The sequence below is a fragment of the Bartonella grahamii subsp. shimonis genome, from assembly GCF_036327415.1.
Lineage (GTDB): Bacteria > Pseudomonadota > Alphaproteobacteria > Rhizobiales > Rhizobiaceae > Bartonella > Bartonella shimonis.
The window spans coordinates 1,012,863-1,030,605 of record NZ_CP123961.1 but is presented as its reverse complement, the minus strand read 5'-3'; the positions used below and the strand labels follow the sequence as shown (position 1 = coordinate 1,030,605).

The following is a 17,743-nucleotide window of genomic DNA, read 5'->3' as shown; positions in this document are numbered from 1 at the left end:
TGAACAGCAAACCAAAATACTCAAATAGCTCTCTCCAATCTTCTCCCCCAAATTAAAAAAATTCACTTGGCTGAATGGTCGACTGTAGGGGATCGTAGCCATTTGATTGTTGACTATAAACTGTAGGAATACTCCTATTGTTTTGCAATACCACAACACGCGAACCAACGGGAACACGATCATAAAGATCAATAATATCTTGATTAAGCAAACGAATACACCCACTTGAAATAGCACGCCCAATTGACCACGATTCGTGTGAACCATGAATACGGAAAAGTGTATCTTTCCCATTTTTGAACAAATAAAGTGCCCGCGCACCCAACGGATTATCGGGTCCTGGTGGCATTCCTTTCCCAAGATGACCATAACGTTCTGGTTCTCGAGCCATCATAGCAGCAGTAGGAGCCCAATTTGGCCACCGACGCTTGCGCTGTACAACCCCTTCACCTTCAAATGCTAAACCTTCCTTACCGACCCCAATCCCATAACGTAAAGCTTTTCCATTTTCACCAATAAGGTAAAGAAAACACTCTTGCGTATCTATAACCAATGTTCCAGGCGCATAAGATGTATAATAAATCACTTCTTGTCGCCAAAACTTTGGATCAATTGTCGCAAGATCAACAGCAGGTAACGAATAGGTCTCATTCGTTACAGGACCGTACAAAGCCTGTATTTCTGGTGGAATGTATCGAACTTGTTGAAAAGAAACCGATGACATATCTGACTGATGTGTAGCACATCCAGCCAAAGCCAAAAGTGCTGCAATTAAAAAAGCACAACGAGATAACACTCTTCTATTTTCTCCGATTAATTATTTATGCAGATTTGCATACCATGGAAAACTTAGCACACTATTAACATTAATTCGAAGTTTTCTTATCCTTGGACTAAGGAGAGCATTAAGATAAGAAGAACTAAGGTAAAAAGCAGATTATCTGTTACTTTAGACTTTTTTCTCACTTATCGCAACACCAAAGACTACAACTCTTCTGAAAACATGCTATAAATAAAGAAGCTTTATCTTGACTATAAAATCAAAAGAAAAGAAAGACTCTCATGGGCTTTAAATGCGGTATTGTCGGATTACCTAATGTTGGGAAATCAACTCTTTTTAATGCATTAACAAAAACAGCCACTGCACAGGCTGCTAATTATCCTTTTTGTACCATTGAACCCAATACCGGTGAAGTTGCTATTCCAGATTTACGAATGGAAAAAATTGCATCAATCGCTGGTTCAAAAGAAATGATTCCTACACGCATTAACTTCGTCGATATTGCGGGGCTTGTACGAGGAGCTTCAAAAGGCGAAGGTTTAGGAAATAAATTTTTAGCCAATATTCGCGAAGTCGATGCCATTATCCACGTTTTACGCTGTTTTCAAAATGAAGATATTACTCACGTAGAAGGACGTATTGATCCCGTTTGTGATGCGACAACGGTTGAAACCGAACTCATGCTTGCGGATCTTGAAAGTCTTGAGAGACGAATCGTACAAATCCGTAAACGAGCAACTGGAAAAGACAAAGAAGCTCTCACAATTTTACCCATTATGGAAAAAGCATTAAACATACTGCAACAGGGAACCCCTGTTCGGTTATTACTCAAAGATATCTCTTCCGATGAACACCACCTTCTTAAGAGTTTAAATCTTTTAACCTCCAAGCCCGTACTCTATGTTTGTAACGTAAGCGAAAATGACGCCGCTCATGGAAATAGCTTTACCCAAACAGTTGAAAAAATGGCAACAGAGCAAAATGCGCAAAGCATTATCATTTCTGCTTCTATCGAAGCGGAAATCACACAACTGAGTGATGCTGAAGCATCAGAATATCTCAATGCTCTAGGACTCTTTGAACCAAGTTTAAATCGTCTTATTCGCGCTGGTTACCGTTTACTTGATCTCATTACTTACTTCACCTGTGGTCCTAAGGAGACACGAGCATGGACAATTACGCGTGGTACAAAAGCTCCCCAAGCAGCTGGCGTTATTCACTCAGATTTTGAGCGCGGTTTCATTCGTGCCCAAACCATCAGCTACAATGACTATATTGCTCTGGGTGGAGAAAGCGGTGCAAAAGAAGCAGGAAAAGCCCGCGATGAAGGAAAAGAATACATTGTGCAAGATGGCGATGTCATGTTATTTAAACATAATACTTAAATCTTCACTCTGTCTTAATAGTTTATCTTGAAAGCTTTGTAATAGGTCCTTGGAATCTTGTCGCCAAAGCTCCTAAGAGTTTTTTGAACAAAAAAACTGTTGCTAGCATATTATTATGATAGCAACAGTTTTATCCATTAAAGAATGGAACTATAAAATTAGCGTGTCCAACGCCCTTCGTATTTAAATGTTGGAGCGTCCTTTAAAGAATCTTTTGTCGCATTTATAATGAGTTTCCATTTACCATAATCATTTGTCATCTGGATTGTTTCTGGAGAAATGACCACATAACTCTCACCTATGCCAAGAAAACCACCAACAGCAACAACAAACCCTGCAATATTATTTTCACGTAAAATAATATCTTTTACTTCACCAATATTTTCATCTTCTATATTGTATACATTGGCGCCTATAAGGCTGGAAGCAACAAAATCCGTTGCTAAAGGTGTTACATAACGCACAGAGTTATCTATCCCCACCTGTACAATACCCGTCGAAGAGATTATGTCAGGTTTTGAAGGCACTTCAAAAGACTGAGCGTAAGTACTAGAAACCATCAAAATTGACATAATAGTAGTACATACAATTTTTTTCATTTTAACATCTCCGTTTTTACTTTGCTTTTACTTTATAAAACCTCAATGCATCATAAACAGATTTGTTCCTTATACTCTTTATACTCTATACTCTTTCAAGCCTTATTGCTCTACCATTTTCCCTTTATTTCTTCTTTTGTTTCTTTCTCTACCTCTTCTTCTAAACTACACCAAATACGATTTTTTAAAATATAAACAAGCCCCGCAAAAATGATTAAGAATAAAATAACACGAAAACCGGTTTTTTTACGAATTTCCATATGAGGATCGGCAGCCCACATCAAAAAAGCAGAAACATCGCGCGCGTAATGTTCAATGATTTCTGGGGTGCCATCTTCATAAGCAACCATACCATCACTCAAAGGAGGAGCCATAGTTAAAGAATTACCGGCAATAAAATAAGGATTATACCAATAACCATCCGCAATTTTTATCTCCTTCGGTGCCTTCTGATATCCTGTTAAAAGAGCTGTAATATAATCTGGACCAGCTGTATCATAATGATTCAATACATCAGTAATTAAAGCAGGAAACGGCAAAGATACACCACGTGCACGTGCCATCAATGACAAATCTGGAGGATAAGCCCCATTCAAAATAAATCTTGCTTCTTCTTCATATGCAAAGGGAGAAGGAAAATAATCCGTTGCACCCCCAGCACGTTTAAAAAATTTTCCTTCTCGATTAGGACCATCGCGCACTTCATATTGCCCCGCCAAAGCTTTAATCTGTTCTTGATCATACCCAAGAGCTTTTAAATTGCGAAAAGCCACATATTTTAGCCCATGGCAGCTGGAACAAACTTGTTTATAAACCTTTAGTCCACGCCTCAATTGCGCCTTATCATAAAGCCCAAATGGCCCTGAAAAACTCCATTCTTGTTTTTTAGGAATCCGTAAAGGAAAAGAAATAATTTTCTCCTCCTGATCAGAGGCATCACTTGCTAAACTCTGAGCAGAAAAGCTCATAGCAACGATAAAAACCAGTCCGACAAAAACATTTACCATAGTCTCTTTTTTTTCTGTTTCAAATCTTGCATAATTGAAGAAGGAAGAGAACGACTTTTTTCAAACGCTGGTAAAGTCGGCAAAATAACCAAAAAGAATATAAAATAATAAACCGTAGCCAATTGAGTCCATAAAAGAATTTTGTCATTTATTTCTTTTGTACCTAACCAACCAAGAAAAACCACATCAATAACCAACGCCCAAAAGAAAATTTTATAAATAGGTCGATATCTTGCTGAACATATTTTAGAGCGGTCTAACCATGGCACAAAAATTAAAACGCAAATCGAACTGACGAATAAAACAAAGCCCACAAAAGTTGAAGGAAAAATACCAATATCAAAAGTTATAGCACGCAGCATCGCATAAAAAGGCAAAAAATACCATTCTGGAACCACACGAAGAGGTGCCTTTAAAGGATCTGCCACACTATAATTTTCAGCCTGCCCCATATAATCGGGCATATAAAACAAAAACCAGGCAAAGAAGATTAGAAAAACAGTAATAGAAAAAATATCTTTGATAAGTGCATAAGGCGAAAATGGAACCGTTTCCTTATCTGATTGTATAGCAAGACCCGTTGGATTACCTTGTCCAACACAATGGATTGCCCAAATATGCAGCCCTACAAAAAGAAGCAAAACAAATGATAAAACATAATGGAAAACATAAAAACGATTCAACGTTGGTTGGCCTACGCCATAACCACCCAGAAGGGTCTCATGCAACCAGGACCCCACCAAAGGTATCGTTTTTAAAAGCCCTGCAATCACTGAAGCCGCTGAAATAGACATCATCCCCCAAACAAGCACATAACCAAAAAACGCTATTGCCATCATGATGATATAAATAAAAATACCTGTAACCCACACCATTTCTCGCATATTTTTATAAGAACCATAATAAAGTCCACGTGCCAAATGGATATAAACAGCAATAAAAAAAAACGAAGAGCCTACACAGTGCCATGGACGAAAAAGCCAACCAAACTGCCCTTCACGTCGAAATCGTTCACTAGTTTCAAAAGCCAAATGAATATCTGGAACATAATGCATAGCCAAGACAATACCAGTCAAGAGCTGTGATAAAAGCATAATGGTCAAAATACCGCCAAATGTGTAAAAGTAATTAAGATTACGTGGAACAGGAAAAATCACAAATGTATTATAAAAAAAACGAGGAAGAGGAAAACGCTTATCAAGCCAACGGGCAAGAGAATTTTTAGGACAATAAGGAGGAAACCTTGTCATGACCTTATCCTATTTTGAGCAAAGTATCAGAAAGAAATTGGTAAGGTGGGATAGCCAAATTATAGTTAGCTGGGCCTGACCGCACTCTTCCAGCGGTATCATAAACAGACCCATGACAGGGACACAACCATCCTCCAAATTTACCCGATTGCCCAAGTGTTACGCAGCCTAGATGCGTACAAAGATTAATAACAATAAGCCAATTTTCACGTCCTTTACCTGCTGAACGCGCAAAATCTGTTGCTTCTTTTTCACCTTCAAGATTAGGATTGCGCGCTTGACGATCTTTTAGAAGACTCAATTCAGTAGCGCGCGCATCAGCAATTTCTTTTGTCGTACGATTTCGAATAACAACAGGCTGCCCTCGCCACTTTACCGTCACCGACATCCCCTCTTCAATACCAGAAAGATCAACCTCAACAGAGGAAGATGCCAAAACAGCTTCATCTGGACGCAACTGACGGATAAAAGGCCACGCAACCGCTCCCATTCCAACTGCTCCTGCAACAGCTGTTACCAAAAACAGAAAATCCCGCCTCGTTTGCTCACCCATTGACTTAACTTAAAGAGACACTTTGCTAAAGCATTCTTTTACCATACCCTCTCCCATTGTACAATGCTTGATCACTCAGTTGCCTCAACCATAAAAACATCCCCGTAAAAAACTGTTTTATAATGATAATTTGTTTTACAGAGTGAATGAAATCCTGAAACACCGTGAGTTTCTTTCATTTCAAACCTATTCATATTAATCAATCAAAATTACTCCCCCGTCTGTGAAAAACAAAGATAGCGTGTAAATAAACACTCCTAACGAAAGATAGATAGTCTTGTTATGACCAGATCTCAGTAAATAAGTTGAGGTTATCGGTTATTTCTTTAACACATTTAGAGCATCTCTCCCCCCCTCAATTCCAACTGCTTGAATGAGTATTTTTTCTGCTTCTGCTTTTGCATAAAAAGCATATTTTGTTGATTTTAATTAAAATGGATGATCTAACCTCATTAAATATCCCTCTTTTCAACATAATGAGTCAATCCATTTCATGTATCGCTCAATAAAAGGAAGTCCCTAATAGAGGGAGATTCTCTATTATCCCAAACACGCCTGTGTACATACCTTTTTCTCTGAAATTTAAAGTGAATAAAAATTAAACGTAAAAAACATGTATTTCTCAAGCATATTTTTCGAATAAATTATGGCGCTTCTTTACAAAGACGAAAGAAAAATCATATTACAGAGAACATGACACTTCATATAGCTCTTTTCCAACCTGATATTGCAGGTAACACTGGCACGATTTTACGTCTTAGCGCCTGTTTTGGTTTACATGTGCATATTATTGAACCCACAGGCTTTAATCTGTCGGATCGTAATCTCAAACGCGCAGGACTGGATTATCTCGAATATGCTTCCTTAGAACGACACATTGATTGGCAACATTTTATAAGCTCCATGAAACACTTTAACCGCCGTCTGTTGCTTTTAAGTACAAAAGCAAAAACATGCTATACGCAGATATGCTATCAAAAAAATGATGTTTTACTTTTTGGTCGTGAAACAGCTGGCGTTCCCGATTATGTTCATGAAGCAGCCGATTACACATTGAAAATTCCCATGCAACCACAGGCACGCTCTCTAAATCTCGCCATGAGCGTAGCCATAACAACAGGAGAAGCATTACGCCAAATTGGTTATCATGAAAGAAACTGTACTCTATAAAAACACAAGAATTCCATTAAAATATTTAATAAAACGATAAAAATACATAAAATAATTTAAAAAAGCGCATAAAGTTCAATAATACTTTTGGAATAACTTACAGAATGCCTATAAAAACCCATAAATTATCACGAAAAACAATATACAACATATAAAGAATAGTTAGAGCGTATAACGCCTATCATTTTCCAACAATCAAGTGCTAATAAAATAAACATTTCTTAGTGCCCATCACATCCATTTCATATCACAACCTATAAATGATTAAATACTCCTCATAGTAAAAATCCATTGCCCCCTCTTTATGCTCATACAAGGTGCAAACCGCTATCATTATTCTCTTTATCGATTCTCACTTTCGAGAATCCTTATCTTTGAAATGGTTTATAAGAGACTTTTTTCCTCCCTGTAATCACTTTTCCTCACACGATTTCCCCTACTTGTGACTGTGTAAGGCAATAATTTTGATGGATGTAATATAAACAGGTTTGAAATAACCTTACAATATTCGGAGCTCTTGTTTCCCATGAAGAATAATGAATTATTATTATAAATTAATATGTTGACTTAAAAAATATAAACAGAAATATTATAAATCTATTTTTTCTAATAATATATGACGATCCATTAAAAATCCGCTTTTAACCCATATCATTTCTAACTCTTTAAGCTTTTTTCCTAAAAGCACACCTTTAGCAAAACCTTTCTTTATTAAATCGTTGCCATTAATAGGAAAAGTTGGAATCTGCCATTTTTGGGCAAGCTGATGAAGTTTGACATAATCCTCTGCTTTTTGCAAAGCAGCACTTTTTTCCAGATTATCGAGATGTGATGCAGCGACAGACAACGATAATTGATCTAAAACTGGTTGTCGTCCATGAAAATAAATCAGTTTTTGCACAAAATGATCAGAACAGTTTTGGTTTATTATTTCTAACTCTGCCCATTCTTTTAATCGCGTTGTTTCTTTATGGGAAAAATGCAAGCGCTGTGCCATTTCATGAAGACGTATGGGGTCAGGAGGAAGAAGGCTTTCCAGCCGTAACAATGGATCAACTTCCCAACCAAGAGTCTGTTCTGTCTTCACCAATGCGTGAATTGCATCAATACCCCATCGTTCCGTTTCAGGAAAAATGAGTGCCAAAATTCTGCTTTGTCGCATCCATAAAAGAGCACGCGTTGGATCAAACGCCGCAAGAAGCTTTTTCATTTCTGCCCAAATACGTTCAGAAGAAAGTTTTTTTAAACCGTGTTTTAAACGAACACATGCCTTCAATCCTTGCACATCAGGTCGCCCTGTTCCATACCACGCAAAAAAGCGAAAAAAACGTAAAATACGCAAATAATCTTCGCAAATACGATCTTCTGCAACGCCAATAAAACGAACTGTTCGGCTAGCAATATCACTCAAACCTCCCACATCATCATAAAGATTGCCAGCAGCATCACAATAAAGCGCATTTATCGTAAAATCCCGCCGTTCAGCATCTTTTTTCCAATCACGACCAAATGCCACTTTGGCATGACGACCATCTGTTTCAATATCGCAGCGAAGCGTTGTAACCTCATAAGAACATGAATGAGAAACTACTGTTATTGTACCAAAAGCAATCCCTGTAGGAATAGCCTTAAATCCTGCTTCTTCTACACGTGCAATAACCTGTTGCGGCAAACAAGTTGTTGCAATATCAATATCACTAATAGGCTGCCCTAGCAGTTGATTGCGCACTGCTCCCCCTACAATACGCGCCTCTTCCCCCTCCAAAGATAAAACACGAAGAAGCGTTTGGATATCACTTTGTTGTAACCACGCAACCTGTTTGAAGTCCTGTTTTATATTCACCCTTTAACCTTTCAAAAAAGTTGTCTTCATTGCTTTAAAGAACTCTCTTCATAAAACAAAGTTTTTAAGACATCCCTTATAAAGCACGTCTATTCCTTCCAAAGAACTTTTCTCTTTTATATACGAATATGAAAAAAAACGGCATATGATACTTCTTTTCTTCTCATTTTCTGTTACAAACAATAGGATATCCATTTTCATGCAGAGAAAATTACCATTTTGCGACAAACGCCTTAAGGAAGAAATATGAGTCAACATGATCCATCATCCAATTCTGTAAAAAAGGTCAATATCAATCATGAAGCTCAAGTCATTATTGATGATATTGATACGGCACACAAAGAATTGGATATTTTACAACAAGAAATTGACAAAGTTATTTTTGGGCAAAGTCAGGTGATCGAATATGCTTTAATCGCTATTTTTGCTGGTGGTCACGCCCTTCTTGTCGGTGCTCCAGGACTTGCAAAAACACGTCTTGTTGAAACATTGGGAACAGTCTTGGGACTTGATGAAAAACGCATCCAATTTACTCCTGACTTAATGCCATCGGATATTATTGGTTCTGAAATTATGGATTCCGATAAAGACGGTAAGCGTTCTTTTCGATACATTCAAGGCCCTATTTTCACGCAACTTCTCATGGCCGATGAAATCAATCGTGCTTCTCCACGGACACAGTCAGCCCTTTTACAAGCTATGCAAGAATATCATGTTACTGTTGCAGGTAACCGTTATGATTTGCCACAACCTTTTCATGTTCTTGCAACGCAAAATCCTCTCGAACAAGAAGGAACCTATCCACTTCCTGAAGCACAACTGGATCGCTTTTTGATGCAAATCGATATTGACTATCCTGACCTCACAACAGAGCGACGGATCATTTTAGAAACAACAAAAGAAAAGAAATCAAATGCAAAACCAATTTTATCCGCCAAAAAATTGCAAAAAATTCAAAATATCGTTCGCAAAATGCCTCTTTCAGAAAATGTGATCGAAGCTATTTTAAAAATTGTCCGCTCAACTCGCCCTCATAAAGACAATAACCTTGCGAATACTTATGTTTCTTGGGGACCTGGTCCACGGGCATCTCAAGCCCTTTCACTTTGTGTTCGCGCCCGTGCTCTTTATTACGGACGCTTAGCCCCCTCACTTGATGATATTGAAGCATTGGCCTATCCCGTATTACAACACCGCATGGCTCTTAATTTTTCTGCCCGTGCTGAAGATATAACCGTAAAAGATATTATCAATAACCTCGTGAAAGAGGCCCTTTGAATGGCTATTGGCAAAAAAGTTTTACAAAAGCCTCCATTGTTGCTGGCAAAGGAGCTGCATAAGGATACTGGCAAAATGCCATGTTTCCTTTTACAAGCGCATCGTATCGCTAATACACTGATGACCGGATGGCATGGACAACGTAAACGCGGTAATGGGGAAAACTTTTGGCAATTTCGTCCCTATGTTGAAGGAGAATCCATTACCCGCATTGATTGGCGTCGCTCAGCGCGTGATGAAAATACGTATCTCCGCGAACACGAATGGCAAATGACACAAATCGTTTGGCTCTGTCTCGATCAGAGTGCATCAATGCATTACTGTTCGCGCTTTTCTAAAATCTCTAAAGGTAATCATGCCATTATTCTTACCCTTACCCTGGCATCACTTCTTGCACGCAGTGGCGAACATATTGCTATTCCCAACTTAATGTCCCCCACAATGACATCCAATGTCGTAGAACGAATAGCCTTTGCTTTAGAAAATCATTCAGATGAAAATTTATTTCCGGATTTTTCAACGATTACACGCTTTTCACATGTCATTATAATGAGTGATTTTCTCGACTATCCTGAAAAAATCATCCAACATTTAACCGTTTTGACTACAAAACAGGTGACAGCTCATTTAATTGAAATTTCTGATCCCGCAGAAGAAAGCTTTCCCTACGTAGGTCACACAGAATTTTTTGATCCTGAAACGAAAGAGAAACATGTTTCCACAAAAGCAGAAGATCTTCGTGAGAGCTATTGTAAACTATATCACGCAAGGCGACAAGAATTGGCAAATTTTTGCGCACACCAAGGATGGTCTTATCACGTTAGTACAACGGATCAACCTTTAACAAAGACCATTTTGCATCTTGCAAATACAATGGGCAGCTCTCCATTGCAAAAAAGGAGGACACTTTGAGTTTTGCGTCTCCCTTTCTGTTACTAGGGCTTTTGTTCCTACCGGTCATTTGGTGGCTGTTGCGGATAACTCCTCCATCTCCACGTAAAGAGCTTTTTCCTCCATTACGCTTCTTACCCAAACCAACTCATCAGCAAGAAACAGCAAAACATACACCTTGGTGGTTGCTCTTGTTGCGTTTAACCATAGCGGCACTTGTTATCATAGCTTTAGCACGCCCTACGTGGAATCAAAAACCAATCAGCTTTTCCGGATCTCAACCCCTTGCACTCATTATTGATAATGGTTGGGCTTCTGTAAAAGAATGGAAAAAGCGTATCTCTATCGCTGAAATGCTCCTTACACAGGCAGAAAAACAGCAAAAAAATATTTATCTTGTTGCAACGGCTGAAAATGATATCTCCAATATAGAGCCCCAACCAGCCAAGATTATAAAACAGCATTTAATGCATTTGCAACCGCGTCCTTGGCCTGTCAACCGTGTGCATGTCTTAAAAAAACTCAGAAAAATAACCAAAGGAAAACCTCTTGATATTGCTTATTTAAGTGATGGATTACAAACAAATGAAGATGAGAAAACTTTTGCTTTGCTTGAAGAATTAAAACCTGAAAAATTCTTATGGTATTTGGCTGATATTTCCGATTTAATCGGCATAACATCCGTAGGAAATAACGATGGAAGCATGGTCGCGCGTATTATCCGCTCAACAACACACGGCAAAACTTCCGCTACACTCAACCTCTACGATTCAAACAATCAACTTCTTGGTCAATTTACGAAAAGTTTTTCTGAAGGAGAAACAACAGCTCTTGTTCCTTTTGATGTACCACTTGAACTACGCAATGATATCGCTTGGATAAAAATGAATAATCAAAACCATGCTGCTGCAACCTTCTTGGTAGATAGCCATAACAGGATAAGCCGTGTTGCTCTTCTATCACCCGATACCAATGAAATGGCACAGCCTTTACTTTCTCCATTTTATTACATTATCAAAGCATTACAGGGATATACACAGATTATAACAGCCGGTGGAAGAGAACTTTCAACGGATATTGATTATTTGCTTAAACAAAATCCATCTGTTTTCATTATGAGCGACATGGTTAACATGCCTGAAAAAGCAGAAAAAAAACTTTCTGACTTTGTGAATAAAGGGGGAACACTCATCCGCTTTGCAGGAGAAAAACTCAGTAGTGCAGAACATTATGATAGTCTCCTTCCGATACCGCTGCGTCAAGGTCAACGTTTCCTTGGAAGTATTATGTCTTGGACGAAACCACAAAAACTTGCCCCTTTTGCAAAAAATAGCTTTTTCTTTGATCTTCCTTTTCCAGAAGATGTCACTGTCTCGCGCCAAATCCTCGCAGAACCAACCCCAGATCTTTTTGAAAAAACGTGGCTTAGCCTTTCGGATGGAACCCCTCTTATTACCGCAGCAAAACGTGGTAAAGGAACCCTCATTCTCATTCATGTTGCTCCTGACCCAACATGGTCTAATCTTCCTCTTTCTGGCTTTTTTGCACAAATGTTGCAAAAACTAATCACATTAGGGTCTAACGAAAACACCAACCTAACACACAGAGAAAAAAGAACAATGGTACAAAAACCGTGGCGAACCATAGCCGCTAACGGACAATTACAAGTACCGCCCTCTGATGTTGTTCCAGTGGTCTTTGACTCTCAGAATCCATCCCTTCCTTCTCCTTCCTATCATACTCCCCCAGGACTTTATGGTATCAAAAACGATTTTTATGCAATCAATCTCTTAACTCATTCGTCGCACTTGATAAAACAATCATCATTGTCAACGTCTCTTAATAAAAGCCCTTTATCTTACGATACAAAAGAAAAAAATCTTATCGGTCCACTTTTAGGATTAGCCATCTTATTATTCGCCTTTGACAATTTTCTCATTTTATGGATGGGAGATATTTTTTCTTTCATGAAACGACGTAATATGTTTCTCCTCCCTTTTATAAGTTTTATTGCCTTGTTTTCATATGATCCAACGCTTCATGCACAAACGACAGAAAATCATCATGATAGTGTACAAGCTGCTGGTGCAACACATCTTGCCTATGTTATAACCAATAATCATGAAATTGATACAACGAGTAAAAGTGGTTTAGAAGCCTTAAGCCGATTTATCGCAGAACGCACAATGCTTACCCCCGGCTCTGTTACGGCACTTGATCTCGATAAAGATGAACTCTCCTTTTATCCTCTTATTTACTGGCCCATTGATGTTAAGAGTCCTACACCAACCCCCAAAAGCCTTGAAAAAATAAATAATTTTATGAAACATGGGGGAACCATTTTATTTGACACGCGCGATCAAATGAAGAGCAATCTGAATCTTGAAGGAGATGCCACTCCAGAAACGCAAAGATTACGAACCATCTTAAAAGAGTTAAACATTCCCTCCATTGAGCCCGCATCAACGGATCATGTTGTTGCTCGTTCCTTTTATATTATGCCAGGTTTTCCTGGTCTCTACAATGGTTCACCTTTATGGGTTGAATCCTCATCAACGAACAAAAAAAATAAAAACTCTCTTGCCAGCGGTGATAATGTAAGTTCTCTTCTCATCACCGCCAATAACTTTGCCGGTGCTTGGGCCATCGATGAAAAAGGGACATGGAAATATCCCCTTGTTCCCAATGATCCAATGCAACGTCTATGGGCATTTCGTGCAGGTTTAAATATTGTCCTTTATGTTCTTACAGGAAACTATAAAGCGGACCAAGTTCATGTTCCAGCGCTCTTGGAACGCTTTAAAAGAGAAAGAAGGCAATGATCCCATTTTTTACTTTTCAGCCTTTTTTACCACTCTTTTGGATTCTGCTGTTAAGCGGAATATCGATTCTTTTTGTCGTTGTTGGTCTTGTTGCGCAACGTCAAGCTTCTTTATTTCGTCTGATAGCATTAAGCGCCCTCATCCTTGCTTTGCTCAATCCAATGATCATAAAAGAACAGCGCGAACCACTGAAAAGCACAGTAGGAATTGTCATTGACCGCAGCAAAAGCCAAACATTTGGAACACGTACAAACGACAGTGATGAAGCGCGCGCGCAATTAACTCAAGCATTGGCACATTATCCACAATTTGAACCACGCTTTATTGAAGCTGGAAAACTTGCTGATAATCAGTATGCGCCCTCAACGAATTTGTTTGATGCTTTAAGACAAGCAATATCTGATGTACCGCTCTCTCGTTATGCAGGAACCATTTTTATCACCGATGGACAAGTGCATGACATTCCTGACCTATCAGATCTTCATCATGAAGCCCCTCTCAATGCTCTGATTACAGGACACTCAAATGAATTTGATCGCCAAATCAAGTTTATTTCTCCTCCACGCTTTGCCCTTGTCAACAAACCACAAACGCTCTCCATTTTGGTAGAAGATAAAGGAGCCTCCCAAGAAACAATACCACAGAAAGCAAATATTACACTAAGCGTCAATGGACAAGACATTGGCCATTATTCTGTGACTCCTGGCGTAATTTTTCAAACCGAAATTACCCTTCCTCATGCTGAAAAAAATATTATCCAAGTGATAACTGAACCTTACAAAGATGAACTAAGCTTTGAAAACAACCGCGCCATAACAATCATTGAAGGAATCAGAGAAAATTTACGCGTTCTTCTTATTTCAGGTGCTCCTTATAATGGAGAACGGACATGGCGAGACCTTTTGAAAGGTGACTCTAATATTGATCTTGTTCATTTTACTATTTTACGTCCTCCCACCAAAGCAGATAATACGCCCTTAAGCCAATTATCCTTGGTGGTCTTTCCCACAAGGAAACTCTTTGTTGAAGAGATTAATAACTTTGATCTCATCATCCTTGATGGCTACCAGCACTCTGCTGCTCTACCCTTAATCTATTATGATTATATCGCCCAATATGTACAAAAAGGGGGCGCATTGCTGATGGTAACAGGACCTGAATTTACCCAAAACAACTCACTTGCGAAAACACCTTTAATAAGCATTCTACCGGCATTGCCCAATGGAACTATTATTGAAAAGCCTTTTCGTCCCACATTAACCAAAGAAGGGAAGCGCCATCCTGTCACAAGGGGCCTTGCAACACTTAACCTTCCAGCTTCTCAATGGGGCCAATGGTTGCGACAAATTGCTATTCAAAACATAAATAACGGAATCGCCCTCATGAAAGGAGCCGATGAACAACCACTTTTACTTCTCTCGCATGTTGATAAAGGACGTGTAGGCATGTTGCTCTCTGATGAAAGTTGGCTTTGGGCACGAGGTTTCGAAGGCGGCGGTCCTTATGCAGCTCTTTATCGTCGTATTGCCCATTGGCTCATGAAAGAACCAGAACTTGAGGAAGAAAAATTAAGTGCAACCAGCAACCATCATCATTTAACAATTCGCCGCCAAACTCTAAAAGACCATCCAGATCCCGCTGAAATAACCTTTCCCTCTGGAAAAAAAGAACATATCACTCTCACCAAAGAGCAAGAAGGTCTCTTCAGCGCAACTGTGACCACTGATGAAACAGGGGTTTTTACCATTAAAAATGGCGATTTAACAATACTTTCTTCTGTAGGGATGCTCGATAATATTGAGTTGTTGGACTTAATTTCAACACAAGAAAAACTAACCCCCATTATTAAGCACACCGGTGGATACATCGGACGGTTACACCCTGATGGAAAAGACAACTTTCATCTTCCTCCATTCAAGCTGATTCAATCAAAAATACGCCCGTCTTCTTCCCCAGCACATTCAATTGTTCTGAAAGAAGCGACAGAAACCCGTTTAATTAATACTTTTTATTTTTCGATATTTTCTGGTTTCTTGGCACTGCTTGCTTGCCTTTTACTGTTGAGTAGCATGTGGTATCGTGAAAGCCGTTGAAAAATATGAAATTTCATATAATAGTTTTAAAATTCAGCCTATCTTTTTGTGTATTTTCTTGTCTTTTACAATTAGATAAAAATATCGATCTATAATGATAGTTTATCATTATTTTCATATTGAGTCATTATTCCCTGTAGGATTCTTCTTCTTTGTAATACTTTCCATATTAAATCAATTAAAATCACTCTCTTGCACACCATTAAAAGAGGTCCTGTATAAATAAAAACCATTGAAGAAGAGAATGAAGTACCTCTTATGAATCCTCTTAAAGCAAGGATTTTCACAAAATTGGGAGGAAATGGTACGATTGTTTTGCTTTGCACCTTGTATAAATGCAAAGATGGTGGCGCATAATAAGCCTAAACGAGACTTTTTATAGGATTGAGCGCTTTCGTGAAATGGGATCAAGCGCACTGGGAAATACCTCTTCAAAACAAATATGTGAATATACAACACAATGATATTTTATTTGGAATACTCCTCTTGAAGCGTTCTAGTTTTGCGTGAAAAAATCTCCCATTAAAAGCAATACATGGCAGCGCAAAACCGTAAAAATTCCTGATAAATACAACACATTCTTTTGCATTTTACACTGAATAATTAATTTTTTTATAATAATGTATGGTCGTATAAAAACTATTTAAAAGTTTTAAAACTTTATGACCATCATTTTAAAATTTATCCCATCATACAAAATACATATTGGTTACCAAGAATGATATGTTGTATTATGCCGTCTTTTTTCGTTTTACAATCCTTCTTGCCTTTAAGTATCAACTTATCTTATGTTTATTTTTTAAATCGTTTTTAATACTCTACGAGCTTTTATGTTTTATCTTGCCCATATATCGGATGTACATCTTTCCCCTCTCCCGCAACCTTCCCTTTTTGAACTTTCTGGAAAGCGTCTTACCGGTTATCTGAATTGGCAAAAAAAACGTAAAAGTCAAATGGCGGCAAATGTCCTAGAAACTTTAATAGATGCCTTGAACAAAAAAAAACCAGATCATCTCGTGATCTCTGGTGATCTTGTGAATCTTGCTCTAGATAAAGAATTTGAACAAGCACGGCGTTGGCTACTTAACTTAGGACAACCTCAAGATATTTCCTTAACATTTGGAAATCATGATGCCTATGTCCGCGGTGCTTTCCAAAAAGCATGTACTCTTTTTAAACCTTGGATCACAGGTGACGTTCCTCAAAAAAGCACCTTTCCTTATATGCGCATTCGCGAAAATGTTGCTATCATAGTAGCTTCTTCAGCCATCGCGACGCCACCTTTTCAAGCTTCTGGTTATTTTGGTAAAATGCAAGCGCAAACTTTACCGCTCTTTTTAAAGGAAGCAGCACAGCGCAACCTTTTTCGTATCGTCATGATACACCACCCCCCCTTTCCCAAGGCAACGTCTTGGCATAAAAAACTACGGGATATAAAACGTTTTCTAGACGTTATCAAATATCACGGTTGCGAACTTATTCTTCACGGACATACTCATTTACCCACATTGAATTACATTGAAGGACCAATTAAAAAAATTCCTATTGTTGGTGTTCCTTCCGCATCACAAGCTTTTGGTGATAAAAAACCACCCGCGGGCTTTAACTTATTTTCCATTGAACGCTTACAAAATCAATGGCACTGCCAGTTGCAACGTTATAGCATTATCAACACCCAAAACGAGATCGCATGTACTGAAACAATTAATCTTTAAACACTTCCACAGTTGCCAAAACAACAAAAAACGAAAATATTTTTACTTCATATCCCTTTCATAAATCATAATTTTATTGCCCTCTTTATCTTAACAAGACAAAGTTTCACCTTCTTTGTCGATAGATCAATTTCTTTCAGAGTTCTCCATCTGTTCCCCACTTATGTGACTGGCTTTACAAACTCATCGGTTTACTTCCTTCTCGTCCTAAAGGATAAAAATTTCTACCCTATCTGATCTATAAATAATCCGGATTCTTTTCACGCGGGTTCCACCTGCTAATTGCGTATATGATTTACTTCACAAAGTTCTACAAACAAATCCTGCTTTGCACTTCATCACTCACTCCCCCAAAA

General features: G+C 38.4%; 13 protein-coding genes. 7 read left to right on the top strand and 6 right to left on the bottom strand.

Going from position 1 to position 17,743, the window contains the following annotated elements; translation table 11 throughout:
* Positions 1-52 precede the first annotated feature (52 nt).
* Positions 53-796: a L,D-transpeptidase gene (locus tag QHG57_RS04555; protein WP_330167306.1), complete on the bottom strand. Its 744-nt coding sequence runs from the start codon at positions 794-796 to the stop codon at positions 53-55.
* 266 nt (positions 797-1,062) lie between these two features.
* Between QHG57_RS04555 and ychF the strand changes: the two genes are divergently transcribed.
* Positions 1,063-2,166 carry a redox-regulated ATPase YchF gene (gene ychF / locus QHG57_RS04550; RefSeq protein WP_330169560.1) on the top strand — a complete coding sequence of 368 codons (1,104 nt, stop codon included), beginning with the start codon at positions 1,063-1,065 and terminating at the stop codon, positions 2,164-2,166.
* A gap of 158 nt (positions 2,167-2,324) precedes the next feature.
* On the opposite strand, the gene QHG57_RS04545 is transcribed toward ychF, so the two are convergent.
* From QHG57_RS04545 to petA, 4 genes are all read right to left on the bottom strand, one after another.
* On the bottom strand, positions 2,325-2,765 hold the full coding sequence (locus QHG57_RS04545; protein WP_330167304.1) for a PRC-barrel domain-containing protein: 441 nt from the start codon (positions 2,763-2,765) through the stop codon (positions 2,325-2,327).
* 110 nt (positions 2,766-2,875) lie between these two features.
* Positions 2,876-3,772, bottom strand: coding sequence for a cytochrome c1 (locus tag QHG57_RS04540; protein ID WP_330169559.1), 897 nt, complete (start codon positions 3,770-3,772; stop codon positions 2,876-2,878).
* Complete coding sequence (locus tag QHG57_RS04535) at positions 3,766-5,022, bottom strand: cytochrome b (RefSeq protein ID WP_330167302.1); 1,257 nt, start codon at positions 5,020-5,022, stop codon at positions 3,766-3,768. The genes QHG57_RS04540 and QHG57_RS04535 overlap by 7 nt, the downstream gene beginning before the upstream one ends.
* A gap of 4 nt (positions 5,023-5,026) precedes the next feature.
* A complete protein-coding gene (gene petA / locus QHG57_RS04530; RefSeq protein ID WP_330167301.1) occupies positions 5,027-5,575 on the bottom strand; it encodes a ubiquinol-cytochrome c reductase iron-sulfur subunit in 549 nt (182 codons plus the stop codon).
* Between the two features lie 693 nt (positions 5,576-6,268).
* Here petA and QHG57_RS04525 point away from each other — a divergent pair.
* Complete coding sequence (locus QHG57_RS04525) at positions 6,269-6,745, top strand: tRNA (cytidine(34)-2'-O)-methyltransferase (protein ID WP_330168810.1); 477 nt, start codon at positions 6,269-6,271, stop codon at positions 6,743-6,745.
* A gap of 589 nt (positions 6,746-7,334) precedes the next feature.
* Here the strand turns inward: QHG57_RS04525 and QHG57_RS04520 are convergent.
* Positions 7,335-8,588, bottom strand: coding sequence for a CCA tRNA nucleotidyltransferase (locus QHG57_RS04520; RefSeq protein WP_330169558.1), 1,254 nt, complete (start codon positions 8,586-8,588; stop codon positions 7,335-7,337).
* 246 nt (positions 8,589-8,834) lie between these two features.
* Here QHG57_RS04520 and QHG57_RS04515 point away from each other — a divergent pair, with 246 nt between their 5' ends.
* The 5 genes from QHG57_RS04515 to QHG57_RS04495 all read left to right on the top strand — a co-directional run bounded on the left by QHG57_RS04515 (position 8,835) and on the right by QHG57_RS04495 (position 17,387).
* The gene (locus QHG57_RS04515; protein WP_330169557.1) at positions 8,835-9,866 is read left to right on the top strand and encodes an AAA family ATPase; all 1,032 of its coding nucleotides are present in this window, start codon (positions 8,835-8,837) and stop codon (positions 9,864-9,866) included.
* Positions 9,867-10,778 carry a DUF58 domain-containing protein gene (locus QHG57_RS04510; RefSeq protein ID WP_330169556.1) on the top strand — a complete coding sequence of 304 codons (912 nt, stop codon included), beginning with the start codon at positions 9,867-9,869 and terminating at the stop codon, positions 10,776-10,778.
* A complete protein-coding gene (locus QHG57_RS04505) occupies positions 10,775-13,579 on the top strand; it encodes a DUF4159 domain-containing protein (protein WP_330167297.1) in 2,805 nt (934 codons plus the stop codon). The genes QHG57_RS04510 and QHG57_RS04505 overlap by 4 nt, the downstream gene beginning before the upstream one ends.
* Positions 13,576-15,672 carry a glutamine amidotransferase gene (locus QHG57_RS04500; RefSeq protein ID WP_330169555.1) on the top strand — a complete coding sequence of 699 codons (2,097 nt, stop codon included), beginning with the start codon at positions 13,576-13,578 and terminating at the stop codon, positions 15,670-15,672. Before QHG57_RS04505 ends, QHG57_RS04500 begins: the two co-directional genes overlap by 4 nt.
* Before the next feature lie 830 nt (positions 15,673-16,502).
* Entirely contained in the window at positions 16,503-17,387 is an 885-nt protein-coding gene (locus QHG57_RS04495; protein WP_330169554.1) for a metallophosphoesterase family protein, read from the top strand.
* Positions 17,388-17,743: the final 356 nt, after the last annotated feature.